Annotated in this window: 14 protein-coding genes and 2 pseudogenes; 5 read left to right on the plus strand and 11 right to left on the minus strand. The window is 71.4% G+C overall.

What is annotated here, in order from left to right:
* Positions 1–212 precede the first annotated feature (212 nt).
* The 3 genes from pta to pyk all read left to right on the plus strand — a co-directional run bounded on the left by pta (position 213) and on the right by pyk (position 5093).
* Complete coding sequence (pta, locus tag ABZ934_RS06635; protein WP_361309263.1) at positions 213–2303, plus strand: phosphate acetyltransferase; 2091 nt, start codon at positions 213–215, stop codon at positions 2301–2303.
* An 82-nt stretch (positions 2304–2385) separates the two neighbouring features.
* Positions 2386–3600, plus strand: coding sequence for an acetate kinase (locus tag ABZ934_RS06640; RefSeq protein ID WP_361309266.1), 1215 nt, complete (start codon positions 2386–2388; stop codon positions 3598–3600).
* Positions 3601–3662: 62 nt separating this feature from the next.
* Positions 3663–5093 carry a pyruvate kinase gene (pyk, locus tag ABZ934_RS06645; protein ID WP_361309269.1) on the plus strand — a complete coding sequence of 477 codons (1431 nt, stop codon included), beginning with the start codon at positions 3663–3665 and terminating at the stop codon, positions 5091–5093.
* Between the two features lie 177 nt (positions 5094–5270).
* Here pyk and ABZ934_RS06650 read toward each other — a convergent pair whose 3' ends face one another.
* The 4 genes from ABZ934_RS06650 to ABZ934_RS06665 all read right to left on the minus strand — a co-directional run bounded on the left by ABZ934_RS06650 (position 5271) and on the right by ABZ934_RS06665 (position 9482).
* Positions 5271–6560, minus strand: a complete 1290-nt coding sequence (locus tag ABZ934_RS06650; RefSeq protein WP_361309271.1) for a hypothetical protein — start codon at positions 6558–6560, stop codon at positions 5271–5273.
* Positions 6550–7122, minus strand: a complete 573-nt coding sequence (locus ABZ934_RS06655) for a DUF6114 domain-containing protein (protein ID WP_361309274.1) — start codon at positions 7120–7122, stop codon at positions 6550–6552. Before ABZ934_RS06655 ends, ABZ934_RS06650 begins: the two co-directional genes overlap by 11 nt.
* A 108-nt stretch (positions 7123–7230) precedes the next feature.
* Positions 7231–7881: a DUF6230 family protein gene (locus tag ABZ934_RS06660; RefSeq protein ID WP_190183474.1), complete on the minus strand. Its 651-nt coding sequence runs from the start codon at positions 7879–7881 to the stop codon at positions 7231–7233.
* 602 nt (positions 7882–8483) lie between these two features.
* Entirely contained in the window at positions 8484–9482 is a 999-nt protein-coding gene (locus tag ABZ934_RS06665; protein ID WP_361309277.1) for a tetratricopeptide repeat protein, read from the minus strand.
* A 254-nt stretch (positions 9483–9736) separates the two neighbouring features.
* Here ABZ934_RS06665 and ABZ934_RS06670 point away from each other — a divergent pair, with 254 nt between their 5' ends.
* Positions 9737–10375, plus strand: a complete 639-nt coding sequence (locus ABZ934_RS06670; protein ID WP_361309280.1) for a TetR/AcrR family transcriptional regulator — start codon at positions 9737–9739, stop codon at positions 10373–10375.
* A gap of 17 nt (positions 10376–10392) precedes the next feature.
* Here the strand turns inward: ABZ934_RS06670 and ABZ934_RS06675 are convergent, their stop codons facing one another.
* The 5 genes from ABZ934_RS06675 to ABZ934_RS06695 all read right to left on the minus strand — a co-directional run bounded on the left by ABZ934_RS06675 (position 10393) and on the right by ABZ934_RS06695 (position 14919).
* Positions 10393–10830 carry a hypothetical protein gene (locus ABZ934_RS06675; protein ID WP_361309283.1) on the minus strand — a complete coding sequence of 146 codons (438 nt, stop codon included), beginning with the start codon at positions 10828–10830 and terminating at the stop codon, positions 10393–10395.
* 76 nt (positions 10831–10906) lie between these two features.
* Positions 10907–12607: a methylmalonyl-CoA mutase family protein gene (locus ABZ934_RS06680; protein WP_361309286.1), complete on the minus strand. Its 1701-nt coding sequence runs from the start codon at positions 12605–12607 to the stop codon at positions 10907–10909.
* A gap of 119 nt (positions 12608–12726) precedes the next feature.
* Positions 12727–13056, minus strand: coding sequence for a DUF3817 domain-containing protein (locus ABZ934_RS06685; protein WP_190183469.1), 330 nt, complete (start codon positions 13054–13056; stop codon positions 12727–12729).
* Positions 13057–13139: 83 nt separating this feature from the next.
* Complete coding sequence (locus ABZ934_RS06690) at positions 13140–13649, minus strand: MarR family transcriptional regulator (protein WP_361309289.1); 510 nt, start codon at positions 13647–13649, stop codon at positions 13140–13142.
* Between the two features lie 43 nt (positions 13650–13692).
* Positions 13693–14919 carry an MFS transporter gene (locus ABZ934_RS06695; RefSeq protein WP_361309291.1) on the minus strand — a complete coding sequence of 409 codons (1227 nt, stop codon included), beginning with the start codon at positions 14917–14919 and terminating at the stop codon, positions 13693–13695.
* A 412-nt stretch (positions 14920–15331) separates the two neighbouring features.
* Here ABZ934_RS06695 and ABZ934_RS06700 point away from each other — a divergent pair, with 412 nt between their 5' ends.
* Entirely contained in the window at positions 15332–16393 is a 1062-nt protein-coding gene (locus ABZ934_RS06700) for a glycoside hydrolase family 6 protein (protein WP_361309293.1), read from the plus strand.
* A 146-nt stretch (positions 16394–16539) separates the two neighbouring features.
* Here ABZ934_RS06700 and ABZ934_RS06705 read toward each other — a convergent pair.
* Positions 16540–18313 (minus strand): annotated as a pseudogene (locus ABZ934_RS06705) (kelch motif-containing protein); the annotation flags it as partial.
* Between the two features lie 3 nt (positions 18314–18316).
* Positions 18317–20102, minus strand: a pseudogene (locus ABZ934_RS06710) (glycosyltransferase family 2 protein).
* Positions 20103–20309: the final 207 nt, after the last annotated feature.

A 20309-nucleotide genomic window follows, 5' to 3' on the forward strand; every position in this document is an offset into this window, starting at 1 on the left:
CTTCCACGGGGGCGGGGGGAGGCGCTCATCGCGCCCCCGGCCCCGTCGGGCCTTTAGGCCCTCCCGGCCGGGCCCTTTCCCGGCCTGCGCCTTAGCTACACGCAGAGGTATTGTCAAGAGGTCAAGCCCACACCAACTGGGACAACCGACTCGGAGATCCGCCGGGGGCCGTCTGAGCGGCTCCGGGGGCGACACATGGACGGAGAGCACGCGTGACGCGCAGCGTGTACGTGACCGGTATCGACCGGGGGGACGGCCGACAGGTCGTCGAGCTGGGGATCATGGAGCTGCTGGCCCGGCAGACGGGCCGGGTGGGCGTCTACCGTCCGCTGCTGCACGACGGTCCCGACCGGCTCTTCGACCTCCTGAAGGCCCGCTACCGGATAGACCAGGACGCGGCGTCCGCCCACGGCATGGAGTACCAGGAGGCGTCGGCCGTCCTCGCCGAGAAGGGTACGGACGAGCTGGTCTCGCGGCTCGTCGACCGCTACCACCGGGTGGCCCGCGACTACGAGGTCATGCTGGTGCTGGGCACCGACTACGCCGACACGAACCTGCCGGACGAGCTCGCGCTGAACGCCCGCCTCGCCAACGAGCTGGGGGCCGTGGTCGTGCCCGTGGTGGGCGGTACGAAGCACTCCGCCGAGGCCGTCCGCGCGGAGGCCCGCAACGCCTACCGGGCGTACGAGGGCCTGGGCTGTCACGTGGTCGCGATGGCGGTCAACCGGGTCGCCGCCGAGGACCGGGACGTCATAGCCGAGTGGCTGGCCGCCCGCCTGCCCGTGCCCTGCTACGTCCTGCCCGACGAGAAGTCCCTCTCCGCCCCGACGGTCGCCGAGATCACCCGGGCGCTCGGCGGCGAGGTACTGCTGGGGGACGACGCCGGGCTGGCGCGCGACGCCCTCGACTTCGTCTTCGGCGGCGCGATGCTGCCGAACTTCCTGGGCGCGCTGACCCCCGGCTGTTTGGTCGTCACCCCCGGGGACCGCTCCGACCTGGTGATCGGCGCGCTGGCCGCGCACACCTCCGGCACCCCGCCGATCGCCGGGATCCTGCTGACGCTCAACGAACGCCCGGGCCGGGACATCCTGACGCTGGCCTCGAAGCTGGCGCCCGGTACGCCCGTGGTGTCGGTGGCCGGGAACAGCTTCCCCACCGCCGCGGAACTCTTCTCGCTCCAGAGCCGTTTGAACTCCGCGACCCCGCGCAAGCTGGAGACCGCGCTCGGCCTGTTCGAGCGGCACGTGGACACCGCCGAGCTGCGCGACCTGCTGTCGGTGGCCCGCTCCGAGCGGGTCACGCCGATGATGTTCGAGAACGAGCTGCTGGAGCGCGCCCGCTCCGAGCGCCGCCGGGTCGTGCTGCCCGAGGGCACCGAGGAGCGCGTGCTGCGCGCCGCGGACGTGGTGCTGCGGCGCGGGGTCTGCGACCTGACCCTGCTCGGCGAGGAGCCGGCGATCCTCAAGAAGGCCGCCGACCTGGGCATCGACATCTCCGGCGCCCAGCTGATCGACCCGGCCACCTCCCCGCTGCGGGAACGTTTCGCCGAGTACTACGCCCAGGCCCGCGCCCACAAGGGCATGACCGTCGAGCTGGCCAACGACGTGGTCACCGACGTCAACTACTTCGGCACCCTCATGGTCCAGGAGGGCCTGGCCGACGGCATGGTCTCCGGCGCCGTCCACTCCACCGCCGCGACCATCCGCCCCGCCTTCGAGATCATCAAGACCAAGCCGGAAGCGTCCATCGTCTCCTCCGTCTTCTTCATGTGCCTGGCCGACCAGGTGCTGGTTTACGGGGACTGCGCGGTCAACCCGGACCCGGGCGCGGAGCAGCTCGCCGACATCGCCGTCCAGTCCGCCGCCACCGCCGCCGCCTTCGGTGTCGAGCCGCGGATCGCGATGCTCTCGTACTCGACCGGCACGTCCGGCACCGGCGCGGACGTGGAGAAGGTCCGCAAGGCCACCGAGATCGTCCGCGAGCAGCGGCCCGACCTGCTGATCGAGGGGCCGATCCAGTACGACGCCGCGGTCGAGCCCTCCGTCGCCGCGACGAAGCTGCCGGGGTCGGAGGTGGCCGGCCGGGCGAGCGTGCTGATCTTCCCCGACCTCAACACGGGCAACAACACGTACAAGGCCGTCCAGCGCTCGGCGGGCGCCGTGGCGGTCGGTCCGGTGCTCCAGGGGCTGCGCAAGCCGGTCAACGACCTGTCGCGCGGCGCCCTGGTCCAGGACATCGTCACGACGGTGGCGATCACGGCGATCCAGGCCCAGTCGCCCGCTCCCTCGCCGTCCCGGCCGTAGCGGTAACCGTGGCCGTGGCGCTCGGCCGGCCGGCCCGTACGTCCCTCTTCGACCACCCTCACCAGAGAAGGCATCCGCACCTGTGACCGCATCACGCATCCTCGTCCTCAACTCCGGCTCGTCCTCGCTCAAGTACCAGCTCCTCGACATGGCCGACTCCTCCCGCCTCGCGGTGGGCCTGGTCGAGCGGATCGGCGAGGGGAGCTCCCGCCTCGTGCACGAGCCGCTGACCGGACCCGGCGCCGACGGCGGCAAGCGGGAACGCGTCGGGGCGATCGCCGACCACGAGGTCGCGCTGAAGGCGGTCGCGGCGGAGCTGGCCGCCGACGGGACGGGGCTGGACTCCCCCGAACTCGCCGCCGTGGGTCACCGGGTGGTGCACGGCGGGACCCGGTTCACCCGGCCGACGGTGATCGACGAGGACGTGCTGGCGGAGATCCGCAGCCTGATCCCGCTGGCCCCGCTGCACAACCCGGCCAACGTCACCGGCATCGAGGTGGCCCGCTCGCTGCGCGCCGACCTCCCGCAGGTGGCCGTCTTCGACACGGCGTTCCACTCGACGCTGCCGGAGTACGCGGCCCGGTACGCGATCGACGCCGAGACGGCGCGGAAGTACGCCGTCCGGCGGTACGGGTTCCACGGCACGTCCCACGCCTACGTGTCGCGAGCGACGGCCGCCCTGCTGGGCAGGCCGGTGGAGGACGTCAACGTGATCGTGCTGCACCTGGGCAACGGCGCCTCGGCCTCGGCAGTCCGGGGCGGGGTGTGCGTGGAGACGTCGATGGGGCTGACCCCACTGGAGGGCCTGGTCATGGGAACCCGGTCGGGTGACCTCGATCCGGCCGTGATCTTCCACCTGGCGCGGGTAGGCGGCCTCTCGGTGGATGAGATCGATTCGCTCCTGAACAAGAAGAGCGGTCTGCTGGGCATGTGCGGGGACAACGACATGCGCGAGGTGCTGCGGCGCGCGGGCGAGGGGGACGAGGCGGCGTCGATGGCGTTCGCCGCATACGTCCACCGGCTGAAGAAGTACATCGGCGCCTACTCGGCGGTGCTCGGGCGGGTGGACGCGGTGACGTTCACGGCCGGGGTCGGCGAGAACGCCCACCAGGTCCGGGAAGCTGCGGTGGACGGGCTGGCCGAACTGGGCCTGGCGCTCGACCCGGAGGCCAACGCGGTGCGCTCGTCGCGGCCACGGCTGATCTCGGCGCAGGACGCCCGGGTCGCCGTGGCCGTGGTACCGACGGATGAGGAGCTGGAGATCGCCACTCAGGTCTACGCGCTGGTTACCCGGTAGTCACTTGGACTTTCCACCAGACGGAATATTCCGCTACGAAACAAACCGATAGGATCCGCTCCATGCGCCGTTCCAAAATCGTCTGCACGCTGGGCCCCGCCGTCGACTCGTATGAGCAGCTGAAAGCGCTCATCGAGGCAGGCATGAACGTGGCCCGATTCAACTTCAGCCACGGATCCCAGGCAGAACACCAGGAGCGGTACGACCGCGTCCGGAAGGTCTCCGAGGACACCGGGCGCGCGGTCGGCGTCCTCGCCGACCTCCAGGGCCCGAAGATCCGACTGGAGACCTTCGCCGAAGGTCCCGTCGAGCTGGTGCGCGGTGACGAGTTCACCATCACCGTCGAGGACGTCCCGGGCGACAAGTCCATCTGCGGCACGACCTACAAGGGCCTGCCGGGCGACGTCGCCAAGGGCGACCCGATCCTGATCAACGACGGCAACGTCGAGCTCCGGGTGACCGAGGTCGACGCCGTCCGCGTCAAGACCATCGTCATCGAGGGCGGTGTCATCTCGGACCACAAGGGCATCAACCTGCCCGGTGCGGCCGTGAACGTGCCGGCCCTGTCGGAGAAGGACATCGACGACCTGCGCTTCGCGCTGCGGATGGGCTGCGACATGGTCGCCCTGTCCTTCGTGCGGGACGCCAGCGACGTCAAGGACGTCCACAAGGTGATGGACGAGGTCGGCCGCCGGGTCCCCGTCATCGCCAAGGTGGAGAAGCCGCAGGCCGTCGAGAACATGGCCGCCGTGGTGGACGCCTTCGACGCGGTCATGGTGGCCCGTGGCGACCTGGCCGTCGAGTACCCGCTCGAGAAGGTCCCGATGGTGCAGAAGCGGCTCATCGAGATGTGCCGCCGCAACGCCAAGCCGGTGATCGTCGCGACCCAGATGATGGAGTCGATGATCACGAACTCCCGCCCGACCCGCGCGGAGGCGTCCGACGTCGCCAACGCGATCCTGGACGGCGCGGACGCGGTCATGCTCTCGGCGGAGTCCTCGGTGGGCGCCTACCCGATCGAGACCGTCAAGACGATGTCGAAGATCGTCGCGGCGGCCGAGGAGGAGCTCCTCTCCAAGGGCCTCCAGCCGCTGGTCCCGGGCAAGAAGCCCCGTACGCAGGGCGGCTCCGTCGCCCGCGCGGCCTGCGAGATCGCCGACTTCCTCGGCGGCAAGGCGCTGATCGCCTTCACGCAGTCCGGCGACACGGCCCGGCGGCTCTCCCGCTACCGCGTGCAGCAGCCGATCCTGGCCTTCACCACGGACCAGAACACCCGCAACCAGCTCACGCTGAGCTGGGGCGTCGAGTCCTACATCGTCCCGCACGTGGACACCACGGACGCGATGGTCGACCTGGTGGACGGTGAGCTGCTCAAGCTCGGCCGCTACAACGCCGGCGACACCATGATCATCACGGCCGGCTCGCCCCCCGGCGTCCCGGGCACGACCAACATGGTCCGCGTCCACCACCTCGGCGGCAACCCCGCCGCCTGACCCACCCCGCTCACCTCTGCCGCACAGAGACCGAGGGCGGCGCCCACCCCCTCCCGGGGACCTGGGCGCCGCCCTCGGTGTACCGGGCGCGCCGTGGGCGCCGGCCCACGAGAGACCGCGGCCCGCACCTCCCGGAACGGGGGGTGCGGGCCGCGGTCGTGTACGACACGGGTCGGACTACCGCTCGGGCGGGCCGACGTAGTTGTGGAGGCCCGGGACCGTGAGGTTGCCGCCGAACTGGCCGGCCTGGACGACCTTGACGTTCGTGAAGAACGCGAAGGGGACGTTCAGGGGCGGCGGGGAGTTCGGGGTGAACTCGATCGGGATCAGCCCGAAGAGGTTCCCCTTGAGGCTCTCGGTGTACATCGTCACCTTGCCGCCGCGGATCGTGGAGGTCGAGCCGGGGCGGGACTTGAGGTGGGCGACGTTGCCCGTCTTCCCGACCGTTTGGTAGAGGTCCTTGATGTCCAGCGAGTCCGCGGTGAACTTGAGGACCTTCTTGGTCTTGCCGCCCGCCGTCTTCACCTCCACGATGCCCGCGTAGTCCAGGCCGTAGAGGGTCAGCAGGGAGCTGTCGAGGTACCACGGCTCGTCCGGCAGCAGCGGGATGCCCTGTTCCAGGGAGGCGTCGGCGAGAGCCTTGGCGTCGTAGGTCGGGCAGGGGAAGGGTTCCTTCCCGTTCGCGTCCTTCGTCGCCGAGGGGGAGCCGGACGGGGACGGAGAAGCCGTGGATGTCGCGTCGGCCGTCTTGCCCGTCTCGTCCTTGGGGGTCTTCGCCGTGTCCTTGACGTCCTGCGGCAGCTCCTGGACCGAGGCGCCCGCCTTCTTGGCCGCCTCGCGGATCGCGTCCGCGGAGGGGTCGGGGGCGGGCGTGGCCGTCTTGGTGGGCGCCGGCGTCGCCGGGGTGGCCGGCTGCTTCGCGTCCTGGAGGGGCTTGGTGAGCCCCCCGACGAGGCCCGAGAGGGCGTCCCCGACACCCAGCGGGTCCAGGGGGTTCTTCGGCTTCGTCGGCGCGGAGGCCGAGGGCGTGGGAGAAGAGGACTGCGGGGTGCTCTGCTTCGGCACCGACTTCGGTGCCTCCGCGGCCGGCTTCGACGCCGACGGAGTGGGCCCGGGCTTCGGGACGGCGCTCGCGCCGGGCGAGGCGGACGCGCCGGGCGAGGGCGAGGCGGCGGGGGAGGCCGAGTCGGACGGCGTCGGGGACGCCGACGGCGTGGGCTCGTCGGAGCGGGTCACGCACGGGCCGGGCGCGAAGGGGATGTCCTTGTCGTCGGCCAGGGCCAGCTTCGGGGCGAGGCCCATCCCGACGAACACGGCCGTCGGCATCGCCGCCAGCGCCATCGTCTTGCCGACGGGTATCTGGATCTTGTTCAGCAGCGACTTCCGGGGCGCCGCGTGGCGCGGCCCCCTTCTTTCGCGGGACTGCGCGTCAGGGACCACGCCCTGCTGCGTCTCGTCACCCCGCACTGTTCCTCCCGCCATCGGCGTGGGCAGTCGTCTCGCTCGGGTAGCTCGGGTAGCTCGGGTAGGCCGTTTCCGTGCCGCGGGGGCCGGGGACGCCGCCCACTGGGGCGTCCGCGAACGCCTCCTGGTGGTCCGTCGCGCCGTCGGCCTCGGGATCTACCGGCTTGCCCGGTGCCCACGACAGCGCGAGCGCGCCGCCGAGCAGCGAGAACAGGAAGCCGATGAAGAAGCCGCCGAGGTTGGAAACCGGCAGGGACACCAGGGCGAGGAGGATCGACGCCACACCGGCGAAGACCCGGATGCCCTGCTGGAACCAGAGGGCCACGCCGAGGGTCATCAGCAGGATGCCGATGATCAGCGAGCCCGCGCCCGCGGTGGTCGCCATGGCGATGGTGATGTTGCCCAGCCGGAGGTCCGCGTAGGGGAAGTACGCGATGGGAAAGCCGCCGATGAGAGTGAAGAGGCCCGCCCAGAAGGGCCGGCCACCCCTCCAGGCGCGGAAGCGGTAGTACACCACGGTGAGCCAAGCGTCGTCTGCGGCGCGAACCGGGGCCTGGGGGTTCATGGACAACAGCTCCCTGGAAACGGTGGTACGGAGAACTCTGTGGTGCGCGGAGGGACGGGCGGCGACGGCCGCCACCGCCCGCCTCTACCGGTCACCTGCCAGGAGTGACTACTTCTCGTCCTGGTAGCACGGCTGGTCACCGCTGAGCAGACGCAGCTTCAGGTCGGGCAGCGTGAAGGTGCCCGCCGTCGTCGCCCACGCCTTCTGGCGCACGTTCGTCAGCACGGCCTTCTTGGCGCGCTGCGAGAACAGGGCACCGTTGGCCACCGTGCCGGCCTGCGGCGCGGTGGGGTGGTCCTTGTCGGCCGCCGCGTCCACCGCGACACCGATGTCCAGGTTGGTGAACGTGGCGTCGGTGTCGAGCTCGGCGACATCCAGGTAGATGTTCTCCGCGACCGCCGGCTTGCCCTTGTTGCCGGTTTGGAGCTTCATCGTGATGGCGCCGAGCCCGGGGATCGGCGTGACCAGCGACTGGCACATGTTGGTGATCTCGGCGTGCCGGAACCCGGAGATCGTGACCGGGTGCGCCGCGTCCTTGCCGTCGAGACCCTTGCCCTTGGCGACGCTGCCGTACTGCAGCAGGTCGTCACCGTCCAGCTTGTCGGCCGAGACCTTGAAGTCCTGGCCGGAGACGCTGAAGGATGCCGCGAGGGCACCCTGCGCCAGACCGACACCGACCGCGGCCGTGGCCGCGATGCTCGGCACCATGACGAGCGCGAAGCGCTTCCATCTGGTCCCGCCACGAACCTGAGAACTCATCTTGTTCCTCCTTCTCGGACGTACATCTCCGGTCCGGGCCGTGCCCGTCCTGGGATGGGAGAAGTGCTACGTCCTCGGGAAGGAGCGCAGGCGGCCCCGCCGCGGCGGAGCCGCGTCGCGTACACCGGCGTTCACCCCCGAGCGACAACCACTGGGCCACGCGTTCGCGCAACCAGGAGGACAGGCTCCGCCGGTGCGGCGAAGACCCCCCTGTCCCACGGCCGGTGCCATTGCCACCGGCCGGCTCGGTGGGGACCCTCACCGCGGCTCCGGATGAGCGGCTCTGCGGGAAGGACCGAGCGTCGCCGATCGTGGTCCATTCCAGGCCGGTACACAAGGGGGTTCGTTACTGGCGGGTAACGGCTGGATAACCACAGTGGGTCGCGCCGTCGTCGGGCGGCAACACAGGGTGTTACCCAGGGCCACGACAATGAGGAGGAAGCGGAACCAACCGGACAGAACACGGGGTTCGATTTACTGGGAGTAACAGCAGCCGCGATTGCCAAGTTTTGGCAAAGCGCGGCCGCTGTTTATCTCCGTGTCAACAAATCGTCGGTGGCGCCCAGAACGACGCCACCCACGACACGGCCGTCGGGACCGGCCTAGAAGAGCACCCGGGCCAGCGCCGTGCGGGCCGCCGACACCCTCGGGTCGTCTGCCCCGATCACCTCGAACAGCTCCAGCAGCCGCACGCGCACGGCGTCCCGGTCCTCACCGAACGTGACGCGCACGGTGTCGACCAGTCGCGCGAAGGCGTCCTCCACGTGACCGCCGACCAGGTCGAGGTCCGCGGCGGCGATCTGCGCCTGCGGGTCCTTCGGGTTCTCGGCCGCCGCCGCGCGCACCTCCTGCGGGTTCATCTGCTGCACCCGGGAGAGCAGTGCGGCCTGGGCCAGGCCCAGCTTCGCCTCGGTGTTGCCCGGGTCGTCGACCAGTACGTTCTTGTACGCCTGCACCGCTCCGGCGAGGTCACCGGCGTCCAGCGCCACGACCGCCGCCTCCAGCAGCGCGTCGTACGGGCCGGCGGCGGGACCGGCGGACGCCGCGGTCGTGGCCGGGGCACCCTCGGCGGCCGGGTCGACCTGGAGGCCGAGCAGCCCGAAGCGCTCCTCGGCTACCTGGACCAGCTGGGCCAGCGTCGCGCGGATCTCCTGCTCCGGGGCCGCGCCCTGGAACAGGGGCAAGACCTGGCCGGCCACCACGGCGAAGACCGCCGGGATGCCCTGGATGCCGAACTGCTGCATCAGCGTCTGGTTGGCGTCGACGTCGATCTTCGCCAGCACGAGCCGGCCGTTCGCCTCGACGGTCAGCCGCTCCAGCAGCGGACCGAGCTGCTTGCACGGCTCGCACCACTCGGCCCAGAAGTCGAGGACGACCGGTACCTGGTCGGAGAGGCTGATGACGGTGCTGTCGAAGGCGGCCTCGTCTACGTCGATGACGAGTGCGGACGGCGGTACGGCGCCGGCGGACGCGGCGCCGGCGCCGCCGCCCTGCCGGGCGGACGCGGCGCGCGCCTGCTCGGCCTTCGCCTTGGCGTCGGCGGCCGCCTTCACCGCGGCGAGGTCGACGACGCCGCTCATGGACATGTTTCTGGGCTGCATGCGTACATCCTCCCCCGTGTGCGCGCGCCGACGAAAAGGATCGGACAAGCCGGCCCGGAAATTCCCGCGCCGGTGTTCCGTCGTGCGACGCCGGGTCCCCACCTGGCGCCTGTAGCTTCGCGTGGTTGTCGCTCTTACGCTACGAGCCGTAGCGTAACTCGCCGCCATGCCCTGTCGACCGTCCGGGGATCGTGATCTGAACCACAGCGTCAGCGGGGCCGGCCATTCCGCTACTGGCGGGTATGGTCTCGGCCATGCGCAACCCCAGCCCCGGCACCAGCCCCCCGCCCGGTCGCACCGGCCGCCCCCGCAGCGCGGCGGCGGACGCCGCGATCCTGGCGGCGACCCGGGAGGCGCTGGTGGAGCTGGGCTGGTCGAAGCTGACGATGGGCGACGTCTCGGCCCGGGCCGGAGTCGCCAAGACCACCCTCTACCGGCGCTGGGCGGGCAAGAACGAGCTGGTGGTGGACGCGGTCGCGGAGCTCTTCGACGCGCTGGAACTCCCCGACCGGGGCTCGCTGGAAGCCGACATCGAGTACGTGGTGCTCCAGTTCGCGCAGCTGCTGCGACGGCCGGAGGCACGTACGGCCCTGATGGCCGTCGTGGCCGAGTCCACCCGGGACGCGGCGCTGCGCGATCGCATCCGGTCCGCGATCGTCGATCGGCAGAAACGTCTCGTCGTACTGGGCCGCGAACGCGCGCAGGCCCGCGGGGAACTCCCGTACGAGGAGGACGAGTCCCTCACCGGGCACACCACCGACCTGATCTTCGACGTGATCGCGGGCACGGTGGTGCACCGGGCGCTGGTGAGCTGTGAACCGGTGGACGAGCTGTGGGTGGCCACCTTCACCGCCCTCCTGATGCACGGCCTCCGGGGGCCGTCCGGCGACTGACCGCCCCACCCCCGGCCCTACGGCTCCGACTTCGGCTCACGCTCCGACTTCGGCTCCGACTTCGGCTCCGGTCGGGGCTTTCCGGGGTAGTGCACGACGACCTGCCGGCCCCAGCCCTCCACCGGCGGCCCGAGCCCCGCGCCCGCGAGCGCGGCCCGGCCCGCGTACCGGCCGGCCTCCCGGTAGCCCTCGTCGCGGGAGTCGATCTCGTGGAATCCCCCGTCGGTGAGCAGCACGCTCGCCGCCACCCCGTCGAGCCCTTCCCGGATGCCCTCCCACACGGCGGGCAGGAACTCGTGGGGCAGCCGCGACGCGGGCACGGTGTGCAGGAACTCCGTCTCGCCGCCGGGGCCGGGCGGCTCGAAGTCGACGACGACGTAGGCGTACGGTCCGCAGCCGGTCTGCTTGACCACGCGGACGCTCACCCCGGGAACGGGAACAGGAAGGCCGGTCATGTCCGCCACCCTAGGCGGCTCCCGACCGGCCGTTCCACACCATTACGAGCGGGCACGGGGCCCGGGCCCGCTCGTCTCAGAAGCCCGGCGGCTCGGTGTAGGTGCCCCACTCGTCCCGCAGCACGTTGCAGATCTCGCCCAGCGTGGCCTCGGCGCGTACCGCGTCCAGCATCGCAGGGATCATGTTCGAGCCGTCCCGGGCGGCGTCCAGCATCCGCGTCAGCGCCTCGGTCACCTTGGCGTCGTCGCGGCGGCCCTTGCGTTCGGCGAGGACGCGGACCTGCTCGCGCTCGACCTCGTGGCTGACCCGCAGGATCTCCAGATCGCCGGTGACGGAGCCGTGGTGGACGTTGACGCCGACGACCCGCTTGTCGCCTTTCTCCAGCGCCCGCTGGTAGCGGAACGCCGACTCGGCGATCTCGCCGGTGAACCAGCCGTCCTCGATGCCGCGCAGGATGCCCGAGGTGATCGGCCCGATCGGGTGCCGGCCGTCCGGGTGGGCGCGCAGCCCGCGCTCACGGATCTGCTCGAAGATCTTCTCCGCGTCGGCCTCGATGCGGTCGGTGAGCTGCTCGACGTACCAGGAACCACCCAGCGGGTCGGCCACGTTGGCGACACCGGTCTCCTCCATCAGCACCTGCTGCGTGCGCAGGGCGATCTCGGCAGCCTGCTCGCTCGGCAGCGCGAGGGTCTCGTCGAGGGCGTTGGTGTGCAGCGAGTTGGTACCGCCGAGGACGGCCGCGAGGGCTTCGACGGCGGTCCGGACGACGTTGTTGTACGGCTGCTGGGCGGTGAGGGAGACACCGGCGGTCTGGGTGTGGAAGCGCAGCCACATCGTCTTGTCGGACTTCGCCCCGTACACCTCCTTCATCCAGCGGGCCCAGATCCTGCGCGCGGCACGGAACTTGGCGATCTCCTCGAAGAAGTCGAGGTGCGCGTCGAAGAAGAAGGAGAGCCCGGACGCGAAGTGGTCCACGTCCAGCCCGCGGGAGAGTCCCAGCTCCACGTAGCCGAAGCCGTCGGCGAGGGTGTACGCCAGCTCCTGCGCGGCCGTCGCCCCGGCCTCGCGGATGTGGTAGCCGGACACGGACAGCGGCTTGTAGGCCGGGATGCCGTTCGCGCAGTACTCCATGAGGTCGCCGATGAGGCGAAGGTGCGGCTCCGGTTCGAAGAGCCACTCCTTCTGGGCGATGTACTCCTTGAAGATGTCGGTCTGGAGCGTGCCGTTGAGCAGGGCGGGGTCGACGCCCTGCCGCTCGGCGGCGACCAGGTACATGCAGAACGCGGGCACGGCCGGTCCGCTGATGGTCATGGAGGTGGTGACGTCGCCCAGCGGGATGTCCTTGAACAGGACCTCCATGTCGGCGGCGGAGTCTATGGCGACCCCGCAGTGGCCGACCTCGCCGAGCGCGCGGGGGTCGTCGGAGTCGCGTCCCATCAGGGTGGGCATGTCGAAGGCGACGGAGAGCCCGCCACCGCCGGCGGCCAGGATCATCTTGTAGCGCTCGTTGGTCTGCTCGGCGTTCCCGAACCCGGCGAACTGCCGGATGGTCCAGGTGCGGCCGCGGTAGCCGGTGGCGTGCAGGCCCCGGGTGAAGGGGTACTCCCCCGGCCAGCCGATGCGCTCGAATCCCTCGTACGTGTCGCCGGGCCGGGGCCCGTAGACGGGGTCGACGTCATCTCCGGAGAGCGTCGTGAAATCGGCCTCGCGCTTGCGGGCCTTGTCATACCGGGCCTGCCAGCGACGGCGGCCCTCCTCGATGGCGTCAGCGTCCATACCCATGAATTTACTAGGACGTCCTAGTAAATGTCGATGGCAAACCCCCGGGAGTCCTCCCGGGGGCGGATGGATCAGGCGCGGCGCGAGCCGGACGCCGGGCGGAGCCTGCCGGGGCGCTAGGCGCGGGCGGTGGCCAGACCGTCGGTGACCAGCGGCTCGATCTCCGCGCGGACCTTGCGCTCGACGAAGAACGCGGCGAGCGGGATCGTGCCGCTCGCCAGCACCCAGATCATCTTGCCGAAGGGCCACTTCGCCTTGGAGCTCAGGTCGAAGGCGAAGACCAGGTAGATCATGAAGAGCACGCCGTGGATCTGGGAGACCACCAGGGTCAGGTCCGCGCCCTTGTCGAATCCGTACTTGAAGATCATGCAGGTGCAGAGCACCAGCAGCATGACGGCGGTGGCGAAGGCCATCACCCGGTACCGGGTCAGCACGCTCTTTTTCATGCCATCGAGACTAGCCGTCCGAAATGCGCGATCTTGACGGGGGCCCGGCGCCGGCGTTGTGACGCCGCGCACCCCGCCCGACGTCACTTCTCGTCGAAGTCCCCGGCCGCCACCCGCAGCGGGCGCAGCAGCGCGAAGATCTCGGCGCACTCCTCGGCGTCGTACGCGCCGAGCCCGAAGTCGATCTCCATCAGGTCCCGGGTGGCGGCCTCGACGACCTCGCGCCCCTTGTCCGTGATGGACGCGAGCGTGCCGCGACCGTCGTTCGGGTTGGGGCGCTTGTCCACCAGCCCCGAGCGCACCAGGCGGTCGACGGTGTTGGTCACCGAGGTCGGGTGGACCATCAGCCGCTCGCCGATCTTCGACATCGGCAGCTCACCGGCTTGCGAGAAGGTGAGCAGCACCAGCGCCTCGTAGCGGGCGAAGGTCAATCCGTACGGCTTCACCGTGGCGTCGACCTCGCCGAGCAGGATCTGGTGCGCCCGCATGATCGAGGTGATGGCGGCCATCGAGGGCACCGGCCCCCAGCGCTGCTGCCACAGTTCGTCGGCGCGGGCGATGGGGTCGAAGGGAAGGCTGAGCGGCTTGGACACCCGGCAGACCCTACCGGGCGGTCATTTGACGGTCAGCCCCGTCTCACGCTTCGGCCCCCACGGGTTCCGCCGTGGCCCGCAGCCGGGCGAGGAGCAGCAGGACGACGGCCGTGCCGAGCACGCCCGAGCCGGTCACGACGACGTGCACCGGCCAGAACTCGGCGGCGACCCCGGCCAGCGCCATGCCCACGCCCTGAAGGGTCATCAGCCCGGTGCTGAGGACGGTCATCGCCCGGCCGCGCAACTCCTCGGGGACCGCGTCGAGGTACATCCGGTCGAGGCCGAGGGTGTACGCGTGCGCCAGCCCGGCCAGCAGCAGTGCGACCAGGACGCCTACCACGCCCGGCCGCAGCGCGTACCCGAGCAGCGGCAGCATCCCGACGGAGGCGAGCGGCGCCGTGATCCGCGAACGCGTTCGGGCGGTGAGCGCGGAGCCCGCCCACAGTTCACCGGCGATGGTGCCGACCGGCAGCGCGCACAGCATCAGCCCGAGCAGTGCCGTGGAGACGCCGATGTCGTCCGCGTAGGGGGCGAGCAGCGCCTCGGGCACGACGACGAAGACCGGCGGCAGCCAGAACAGCAGGATCAGCACCCGCCTGCGCCGGTCCCCGAAGACGGCGCCGAGTCCGGCGAGCGGCGTGCTGCGCGAGGTGCGCGCACCGGTGCGGGCGGGCCGGTCCGCGGTGCCGAAGCGCAGCAGCAGCGCGGAGGCCAGCAGTCCTGTGGCGGTGAGGGCGAGCGCCCCGCGCGGGGCGAGCACGGTGAGCAGGAGCCCGCCGAGCCCGAAGCCGACGAGCTGCGCGCTCTGGGCCACCATGCGCAGCAGCGAGCGGCCGAGGACGAACGCCTCGCCGGGGCCGAGGACATCGGCGAGGGAGGCGTTGCGGGTGCCCTGGAACAGCGGTGCGACGAAGGCCATGGCGCAGCGCAGGACGAGCAGCCCCGCGACCGGGGTCCCCGGCAGGACCATGGCCGCCGCGCAGACCGCGCAGACGAGGTCACAGGTGACGAGCACCCGCCGGGCGGGGTAGCGGTCGGCGATCCCGGCGAGCAGGGTCCCGCCGAGGACGTAGGGCAGGAAGCCGAGCGCGAAGGTGAGCGCGCTCATCAGGGGTGAGCCGGTGACGCGGTAGACGAGGACGGTCAGCGAGATCTCGGCGACGACGAGGCCGAGTACGGACATCAGGTGCGCGACGAAGACGGCGCGGAACTCCCCGCCCGCGAGGACAAAGCGGTAGCCGGGGGTGGTGTTCTGATCGACGGAAGCCATACCGCAGACCCTGGTCGAAGGGGGCCCGCGCGGACAGGGATTCGGCCCGGTCCGAATCCCTGGGAGGTCCTGGGGAGGGAACCGGGACACTGGGCGGATGGCCTACCACTTCCGCTTCGACCCCGTGGACCTGCTGCGCTGCCGGTTCTCGCTCTCCCCCCGCTGGGAGACGCAGGAGGCGGTGCGGGTGCTGCGCGACGCGCGCCGCCAGGCGTTCCACCTGCCCTCTGATCGCGGCCCGCCACGGCCGGCAGGTGCTCTACGAACGCGCGCCCCTGGCCATCGCCCTGACCGCCCTGACGGAGGCGGCCCAACCTGATCGCCTGCGGAAGTGTCGCGACCCGACCGTTGTGACCGTTATGTCACCATGTCCCGGTCCGTTGCCCACCCTTCGCCCCGAGGAAGCCGCCGGATGTCAGGCCGTCGACGCAGAACCCGCCCCCGCGCCCCCGCCCTCGCCCTCGCGCTGCTCCTGGCCGGCGCGCCCGGCTGCGGCGGCCCCCCGCGGGCCCGCCCGGAGCCCGCGCCGCCGGGCGGCTCCCGCTCCGGAGCCGCACCGTCGATCACCGCCACGACCACCGCCTCCACCGACGGCTCACCGTTCTGGGTCGACCCGCAGAGCGACGCCGCCCGGCAGGTCGCCGCCTGGGACGCGGCCGGCCGCACGGGCGACGCCCAGGTTCTGCGCCGCATCGCGGACCGGCCGATGGCCCTGTGGGTGCCCGAGGACGACCCCGGCCCCGAGATCCGCCGCACCGCGCAAGGCGCGCACGCCGCCGGCCGGACCCTGCTCCTCACCGCGTACAACATCCCCGACCGCGACTGCGGCCGGCACTCCGCCGGCGGCGCCGCGGACGCCGGCGCCTACCGCGGCTGGATCGGCGCCGTCGCCGACAACATCGGCCGGCAGAAGACGGTGGTCGTCCTGGAGCCGGACGCCGTGCCCCACCTCGTGGACGGCTGTACCCGGGCCGAGCGCCGCCGGGAGCGCTTCCTCCTGCTCTCCGAGGCCGTCGACCGGCTCAAGCGCAACCGCGAGACCAAGGTCTACCTGGACGCGGGCAACCCCGCCTGGGTCAAGGACACCGGCAAGCTCGTCGACGCCCTGTACCAGGCGGGCCTCGACCGCGCCGACGGCTTCTCCCTCAACGTCTCCAACTTCCAGTCGGACGCCGACAGTCGGGCCTACGGCGCCGAACTGTCCAGGGCCGCCAAGGGCAAGCACTTCGTCATCGACACCAGCCGCAACGGCGCCGGCCCGCTGCCGGGACACGGGCAGGAGGCGTGGTGCAACCCGCCGGGCCGGGCCCTCGGCACACCCCCGACCGACGACACCGGCGACCCGCTGGTGGACGCGTACCTCTGGATCAAACGGCCCGGCGAGTCCGACGGCCCCTGCCGGGGCGGCCCGCAGGCCGGGCGCTGGTGGCCGGACTACGCCCTGGGCCTCGCGCGCCGCTCGAAGGACGAGTAGGCCCCCGCCGAACCCACCGCGCACCGCGCAGCCCGCTCCGCGCGGGCCCGTACGACTCAGGACTCCGGCCGCTGCGGCCCCTCGGGCTGCCGTTCCTCGGGCTGTGGTTGCACCTGTGGTTGCACCGGCCTCGCCACGGGCGCATTCACCCGGAACCACTTCGCCGGCGACGGCGTCCCGTCCGCGTCCGTCACGAACAGCATGTACCAGCCCGGCGGGACCAGCGTCGGGTCGCCCGGCACCTCGACCGTCACCGACCCGGCCGCCTTCGTCAGTCCCAGTTCGACCGACCGCTGCTCGACGTCCGTCGTGTGCGTGACGGCGCTCGGTCGCATCAGCCGGGCCCGCCGGATCCGTCCGGCGTCCGCCGCCTGGAAGGTGGCCCGCCCGCCCCGGTCGACCTCCTGCGGCCCCGCGCCCAGGACGGGCCGCCGCGCCGGGTCCCGGTACAGGTAGGGCGGGGTGTAGACCTCCAACCGGTGCTCGAACTTGCCCAGTTTGGTGTTGTCCTTGTCGTTGAAGAGCGGGTCGGAGCCGAAGGTCGCCACCCGCCCGTCCGGCAGCAGCAACGCCTCGGAGTGGTAGTTGCGCCCGACCGTCGGGTCGGCGGCGGCCACGAAGGTGTCGGTGCGCGCGTAGTAGAACTGCGCCTTGTGGATGTCGCTGGCGCTGCGGCCCCGGTAGTCGGTGGAGCCGCCCGTGGTGAAGACGGAGTCGTCCGGCAGCAGCACGCTGCTCAGGTACCGGGTCCCCTGCGGCAGCCGGGCGGTGTTGCGGAAGACCGGGTTGTCCTCCTTGAGGTCCACGACCGCGGTGCGCCGGGTGGCCCGCTTGGACTCGCCCACCCCGCCGCCGCCGAGCACCATCACCTTCTGGTCCTGGGCCGGCGGCAGCAGCACCGAGGAGGACGTCTCCAACTGGTCCGGGTCCTCCAGGCCTTCGACCTTGGTGAACTCGTTCGTCCTCAGGTCCCACACGCCCGGCTCGCGCCCCTTGTCCTTGGGCCCGTAACCGGCGTTGGACCCGGTGAAGAGCAGCTTGCCGCCCCGGGTGAGGAAGAGCGCCGGGTAGGTCGGGAAGTAGCGGAACGGCCCCTTGGTCCACTTCTTCGTCCGCGGGTCGTAGAACTCGTTGTCCCCGGGCACGACGTCGCCGACGTCGTTGAGGCCGGACACCGCGAGCACCCGCCCGTCCTCCAGCGTGACCAGGGTCGGGTACCAGCGGGCGTCCTTCATCGGATCGACGGGGACGTACCGCTCCGCCCGCGGGTCGAACTCGTACGCCGACTTGATGCCCTGGAAGTCCTGCTTGTCGACGCTGAGGCGCTCCGCGAGCCCGTAGACGTTGTCGGCGTCCTTGCCCTTGAGGCCGACCACCTCGTACTGCGCGGCCTCGGTCGTCAGACCTCGTGCCCCGGCCCGGACGGCCTCGACGAACACCCGCGCCTCGGCGGCGACCACCTTCGTCTTCCAGGGCATCATCCGCCCGCCCCGGCCGTAGGTGACCTCGAACTCGCGCTTGGCCTTCGGCACGGTGACATCGAACTTCGCCGCGTACTCGACGCCGGTCGGGGACCGGAAGAGGGTCCCCTTGGGCAGGGTGACGGCCTTGTCGGGGTCCTCGTTCTTGACCCGCATGCCGCCTCCGGCGCGGGTGACCTTCCCGTCGACCCGCGATCAGCAGCACCTTGCCGGTGTGGAGCAGCGCCGCGTGCATCGCGTTGATCCGGTACTGCTCGGGCAGGTCGACCAGCGCCCAGGAGCCGTACTGGATCCGGTAGCTGGACTGCCCGATCTTGTACGAGTGGTACGTGCCCTCGGCGAAGGTCAGCGCGGCCGGGGCGTTGAGCGCGGCCAGCAGGACGGCCGCGCCGCTGCCGAGGGCGGTCTTCCTGAGGTTCTTCGAGGGCCGGTAGGCCATGTCTCAGTTCCCTCCGGTCGTCGTGGCGAACGCCGGCTCCGGCTCGTCGCCCGGCTCCGCGCCGCCGCTGCCGACGGGGGCCGCTCGCGCAGCCGCGCGCGGTATCGGGCCCAGCGCTCGCGGCCGAGGGCGGTGCCCCAGACGAGGGGCGGCGCGAGGGCGATGAGCAGCGCGAGGACGGCCCAGATCCGCATGGCCGCGTGGGTGTGTCCGTAGCGGACGGAGGCCACCAGCGACGAGATCAGGACGGCCGCCCAGAACAGGTGGACGCGGAAGGTCGCCATCCGGTCGGGGCTGGCGTCACCGCCCTTGGGGGTGACGACGAACCGGCCCTCGGTGCGCAGGACCGCCGCCCCGAGCGACCGCAGGTAGACGGGAGCACAGACCGCGGACATGGCCATGCCGGCCAGGCCGCCGGAGCCCGCGGGCTCGTGCGGGGAGACGTTGTGCCGCCGGTTCCACAGGTACAGGCCGACCTGGAGGGCCGCCGTGTCGGTGTAGAGCATCAGCCACACCTCGGAGGACACCTCGATGCCGGAGGCGCCGAACCACAGGAACAGCACGCAGCTGAGGATGCCGAGCAGCCAGTTGACGGCCGTCATGGGGTAGTGGACGAGCATCAGGGTGTAGTTGAGCCGGCGCCCCGGGGGCATCCGGAAGAGGCCCTTCCAGTACTGCCGGAGGAGGGTTTCGTAGGTGCCCCGCGACCAGCGCAGTTGCTGGGTGAAGAAGTCGGTCCAGGAGGCGGGCCCCTCCCCGACGGCGAGTACGTCGGGGGTGTAGACGGAGCGCCAGAACCGGCCGGTGGCCGGGTTGCGCCGGCGGTGCAGTTCGAAGCCGGTGGCCATGTCCTCGGTGACGGAGTCGTAGAGGCCGCCGACCTCGCGCAGGGCGGTGATCCGTACCGCGTTGTTGGTGCCGACGAACATGGGGGCGCCGTAGCGGTTGCCGGCGCGCTGGATGAGGGCGTGGAAGAGGTACTGCTGGGACTCCGCCGCCTTGGTGACGGGCTCGGTGTAGTTGCCGTACACCTGGGGGCCGACGACGAAGGCGACATCGGGGTCGCGGAAGTAGCCGAGCATCCGCTCCAGGTAGTTCGGCAGGGGCACGTGGTCGGTGTCGACGGAGGCGAAGAAGTCGTAGTCCTCGCCGTACCGGCTCAGCCAGGCGTTGTAGTTCCCGTGCTTGGCCCTGGCCCGGTAGGGGCCCGACGGAGTGTTCCATCCCGGGTTCCCCTTGCGGGTGAAGTGGCGTACGCCGAGTTCCGCGCAGAGCGCCTTGATCTCGGGGTCGTCGCCCTCGTCCAGCAGCCAGACGTCCAGCGGGCCGTCGTGGCGGACGCGCACCGCGCCGAGGAGGGTGGACCGCACCATCTCCAACGGTTCCTTGCCGGGTACGTACGTCGTCAGGAACGCGACGCGGGTGCCCGGTTCGGCGGGGACGGGACCGGGTCCCGGGCGACCATCGTGGCGTGGGCGATCGACACCACGTTGACCAGCGTGAAGAACATGATCAGCCCGATGGAGCCGAGCATCACGGCGTCCAGTGCGACGAGCCGGCGCTCGCCGCCCTCGCGCACGGTCCAGTGCGTGGGCCAGACGAGGTAGAGCAGCAGCCCGGCGGCGGCCGGCGGCGCGAGCGTCATGAGGGCGACCGCGCGTATTCGCGTACGGGTGTCCTCGCGCGACAGCAGCGAGCGGTACCTCACCCGGTAGGCGGTGGGGTCCGGCTCCGCGAACGGGCCGGCGAGCCGGCTGTGGGTCTCGTAGTCGAAGCCTTCCGGCCGCACGGTCCCTCCAGTGCTCGACGCCGATGTCTCGACGGGTTGGTATCACCACAAAAGGTGACGGACACCCGGCGTGTCGAACGGGGTTCCGCCGACAGGGCGGTTCTGCCGCGGGCGGCCGGCTCAGGGCCGTACGGGGGACGCGGGGGCGGCCCGGGGACATGCGAACGCCCCCGGCCGGTGGGCCGGGGGCGTTCGGCACGAGCGGGG

Source organism: Streptomyces sp. NPDC046557 (genome assembly GCF_040645975.1).
Lineage (GTDB): Bacteria > Actinomycetota > Actinomycetes > Streptomycetales > Streptomycetaceae > Streptomyces.

What these genes read in the sequence shown, in the direction of transcription:
- pyk (WP_361309269.1), top strand. Translation starts at nt 3,663, where the DNA reads ATGCGCCGTTCCAAAATCGTCTGCACGCTGGGCCCCGCCGTCGACTCG.
- ABZ934_RS06655 (WP_361309274.1), bottom strand. Translation starts at nt 7,122, where the DNA reads ATGAACCCCCAGGCCCCGGTTCGCGCCGCAGACGACGCTTGGCTCACC.
- ABZ934_RS06660 (WP_190183474.1), bottom strand. Translation starts at nt 7,881, where the DNA reads ATGAGTTCTCAGGTTCGTGGCGGGACCAGATGGAAGCGCTTCGCGCTC.
- ABZ934_RS06665 (WP_361309277.1), bottom strand. Translation starts at nt 9,482, where the DNA reads ATGCAGCCCAGAAACATGTCCATGAGCGGCGTCGTCGACCTCGCCGCG.
- ABZ934_RS06670 (WP_361309280.1), top strand. Translation starts at nt 9,737, where the DNA reads ATGCGCAACCCCAGCCCCGGCACCAGCCCCCCGCCCGGTCGCACCGGC.
- ABZ934_RS06675 (WP_361309283.1), bottom strand. Translation starts at nt 10,830, where the DNA reads ATGACCGGCCTTCCTGTTCCCGTTCCCGGGGTGAGCGTCCGCGTGGTC.
- ABZ934_RS06680 (WP_361309286.1), bottom strand. Translation starts at nt 12,607, where the DNA reads ATGGACGCTGACGCCATCGAGGAGGGCCGCCGTCGCTGGCAGGCCCGG.
- ABZ934_RS06685 (WP_190183469.1), bottom strand. Translation starts at nt 13,056, where the DNA reads ATGAAAAAGAGCGTGCTGACCCGGTACCGGGTGATGGCCTTCGCCACC.
- ABZ934_RS06695 (WP_361309291.1), bottom strand. Translation starts at nt 14,919, where the DNA reads ATGGCTTCCGTCGATCAGAACACCACCCCCGGCTACCGCTTTGTCCTC.
- ABZ934_RS06700 (WP_361309293.1), top strand. Translation starts at nt 15,332, where the DNA reads ATGTCAGGCCGTCGACGCAGAACCCGCCCCCGCGCCCCCGCCCTCGCC.